At 69.3% G+C, this 3,562-nt stretch carries 2 protein-coding genes; both read right to left on the reverse strand.

Going from position 1 to position 3,562, the window contains the following annotated elements; all coding sequences use genetic code 11:
• On the reverse strand, positions 1-2,942 hold a 2,942-nt coding region (locus tag VF468_29620), incomplete at its 3' end, for an efflux RND transporter permease subunit (protein HEX5882446.1).
• Positions 2,939-3,562: efflux RND transporter periplasmic adaptor subunit (locus tag VF468_29625; protein HEX5882447.1), on the reverse strand; the 624-nt coding region annotated here is incomplete at its 5' end. The genes VF468_29625 and VF468_29620, both read right to left, overlap by 4 nt.

The following is a 3,562-nucleotide window of genomic DNA, read 5'->3' on the forward strand; positions in this document are numbered from 1 at the left end:
AAGCGTTCGCGGGCCGCCTCCATCGCCGCCTCACGCACGCTGAGCCCGCGCTCCCGCATCGCGTTGGCGAACTCCACGATCAGAATCGCGTTCTTCGCCGCCAGGCCCACCACGGTGAGCAGGGCCACCTGGAAGTAGATGTCGCTGGGGATGCCCCGAAGCCAGACGCCGAGGAACGCGCCCATCACCCCGAACGGAATGCCCAGCAGCACCGCGAAGGGGATGGACCAGCTCTCGTACTGCGCGGCCAGCACCAGGAAGACCAGCACCAGCCCCAGGCTGAAGGCCAGGCCCGCCTGGCCGGATGACGCCCGTTCCTGGTAGGACTGGCCGCTGTAGGCGAACCCCACCCCCTCGTCGTCGTAGGGCCCGGCCAGCAGGCGCTCGACCGCATCGAGCTGCTGGCCCGAGCTGATCCCGGCCGGGGCGGTGGACGTCACCATGGCCGAGGGGAAGCCGTTGAACCGGCTGAGCACGCTGGGCGCGCCGCGGAACTCGGTGCGGGTGAGCGCGGAGAGCGGGATCATCTCCGAGCTGTCCGAGCGGACGTACAGCCGACCGATATCCTCCGGGGTCTGCCGGAAGCGCGGCTGCGCCTCGGCCTGCACCCGGTAGGTCCGGCCGAAGAGGTTGAAGTCGTTGATGTAGAGCGCCGACAGCATCGCCTGGAGGGTGGCGAAGAGGTCGTCCAGCTCGACCCCGCGCGCCTTCGCGGTCTCCCGGTCCACGTGGACGAAGACCTGGGGTACGTTGGCCCGGAAGGTCGTGGCGGCGGCGGGAGTCTCCGGGAGCCGGTTCATGTCGGCGATTACCGCCTCCACCTGGCGGGCGAAGGTGGGCACGTCCTGGCCCCTCCGCGCCTGGAGGTTGAGCTCCAGTCCCGCGGTAGTGCCGAGGCCCGGGATCTCGGGGAAGTTGAACCCGAACGCGAGCGCGTCCTTCATCCCGAAGAGCTGGCCGTTGATCCGGCCCAGGATGGCATCGACGGTGTTGTCGGAGTCGCGTTCGTCCCACGGCTCGAGCAGGGCGAACATCGTGGCACCGTTCGGCTGGTTGGCTTGCGCCAGCAGGTTGAACCCGACCAGGGCGGCGAAGGTCCGGATCGCCGGCTCCTTCCGAAGGATCCCCTCCACCCGCTCGACCACGGCGTCGGTGCGTTGCCGCGAGGCGCCGTCGGGGAGCTGGATCGCGATCACGAAGAACCCCTTGTCCTCGGTCGGGATGAAGGCTCTGGGCACCCGCTGGAAGAGCACGAACGCCAGCACCAGGATCACGGCAAAAGCGGCGAGCCAGGTGCGGGGCCGGCCCAGCATGCCGCCCACCCGGCGGACGTAGCCGCCGGTGATGCGGTCGAACCAGTCGTTGAACCGGCGGAAGAACGGATTGGTGGTCTCGTGCGGCGTATGCTTGAGCAGCAGCGCGCACAGCGCCGGCGTCAGCGTCAGGGCCACGATACCCGACAACACGACCGCGATCACCAGGGTCACCGCGAACTGCCTCAGCATCGTGCCGGTGATGCCGCCCAGGAACGCCGCCGGGATGAACACCGCGCAGAGCGCCAGCACGATGGCCACCAGCGCGCCGGCCACCTGCTTCATCGCCTTGTTGGCCGCAGCCCGGGGAGGAAGCTTCTCCTCGTCCATGAGGCGCTCGACGTTTTCGATCACCACGATGGCGTCGTCCACCACGATGCCGATGGCCAGCACCAGGGCGAAGAGGGTGAGCAGGTTCACCGAGTAGCCCAGGGCCGCCAGGCCGAGGAAGGTCCCGATGACGCTCACCGGCACCGCGAGAATCGGAATCAGGGTGGCGCGCCAGGTCTGCAGGAAGAGGAAGACCACCAGAGTGACGAGGGCCATCGCCTCCAGCAGCGTGATCACCACTTCCTCGATGGATGCGGTGACGAACGGGGTGGTGTCGAACGGGATGGTCCAGGAGACGCCGGCCGGGAATGCCCGGGCCAGCTCGTTCATCCGGGCAGTGAAGGCCTCCTTCACCTGAAGCTGGTTGGCGTTGGGGCGGAGATAGATGAGGATGTTCGCGGTCGGCTGGCCCTTCATCCGGCCGACCAGATCGAGGTTCTGCGAGGTCAGCTCGACGGTCGCGATGTCGCGCACCCGCACCAGGGAGCCGTCTTCGCGCGCCCGCACGATCACGTTGCCGAACTGCTCCGCGGTCCGGAGCCGGCCCAGCGTGGTCACCGGCAGCGTCAGCTGGGTCCCCCTGGGCGCCGGCTCCCGGCCGAGGGTGCCGGCGGGATTCGTGGCGTTCTGCTCCTGCACCGCGTCGCGCACGTCGCCCACCGTGATGCCGAGCTGCGCCATCCGGTCGGGGTCGAGCCGGAGTGTCATGGCGAAGTCGAGCCCGCCGAAGATGGTGGCGTCTCCCACGCCGGGGAGTCGCTTGAGCTCGTCCACCACGTAGAGCTTCGCGTAGTTCGTGAGATAGGTCGCGTCGTAGCGGGGATCGGCGCTGACGATCGACGCCACCAGCAGGATGTCGGTCTGCGCCTTCCGGATCACGATCCCCTGGCGGCGTACTTCCTCCGGGAGCTGCGGCTCCGCCACCGCGATGGCATTCTGCACGTCCACGGCGGCGATGTCCTGATCACGGCCGATGTCGAAGAACACCTGGAGGTTCATCACCCCGTTGCTGGAGTTCGACGACCGGTAGTAGAGCAGGCCGTCGAGACCGGAGAGCTGCTGCTCGATGGGCGCGGCCACCGCCTGCGCCACGTCTTCCGCGGTGGCGCCGGGGTAGGTGGCGGTCACCTGCACCGAGGGCGGCGTGATCTGCGGGTAGCGCGAAACAGGGAGCCGCAGCAGCGCGAAGCTGCCGAGGAGGACGATCACGATGGAGATCACGCCGGCCAGCACCGGCCGCCGAACGAAGAAGTAGAGCTGCTCTTCGCGCTGCTCTGGGGTCGGGTGGGTCGAGTTCACTGCGAGCCTCCTCGGGCGGTGTCGGACCGGGCGGTATCCGGGCCGGCGGTACCTGCCACCACCGCGCTGTCGGGGAGTACCACCGGGCGGACCGGCTGCCCCGGCATCGCCTTCTGTGCGCCATCCACCACGACGCGATCACCCGGGGCCAGGCCGCGATCCACGATCCACCAGTCGCCGCTCCAGGTCCCGGTCTCGATGTCGCGCGCCGCGACGGTGTCACCCTTGCCAACGACGAGCACGAACTGCTTGTCGAGCGACTGCTGCACCGCGCGCCGCGGGACCGCGAGCGCGCTGTCGCGCTCGAATCCATGCAGCCGGACGCGGACGAACTGTCCGGCGACCAGTGCCCGATCGGCGTTGTCGAAGGACGCCCGCAGCTCCAGCGTGCCGGTGCCCGGATCCACCGACGGACTCACGTAGTCGAGCCGGCCGGTCTGCGGCAGCTCGGTGCCGTCGGGCAGGACCACCTTTATCAGCAGGCGGCTGCCGGGCCGGATCAGCGCCCGGCTGCCGGGGTCCTGGCGCCACGCCTGCTGATCCTGCGCCGACGGCCGGAAGGTCACATACACCGGCGTCACCTGCTCGATCGTGGTGAGCAGCTCGGCCGGCCCGGTCAC

It is taken from the genome of Actinomycetota bacterium (assembly GCA_036280995.1).
Lineage (GTDB): Bacteria > Actinomycetota > CALGFH01 > CALGFH01 > CALGFH01 > CALGFH01.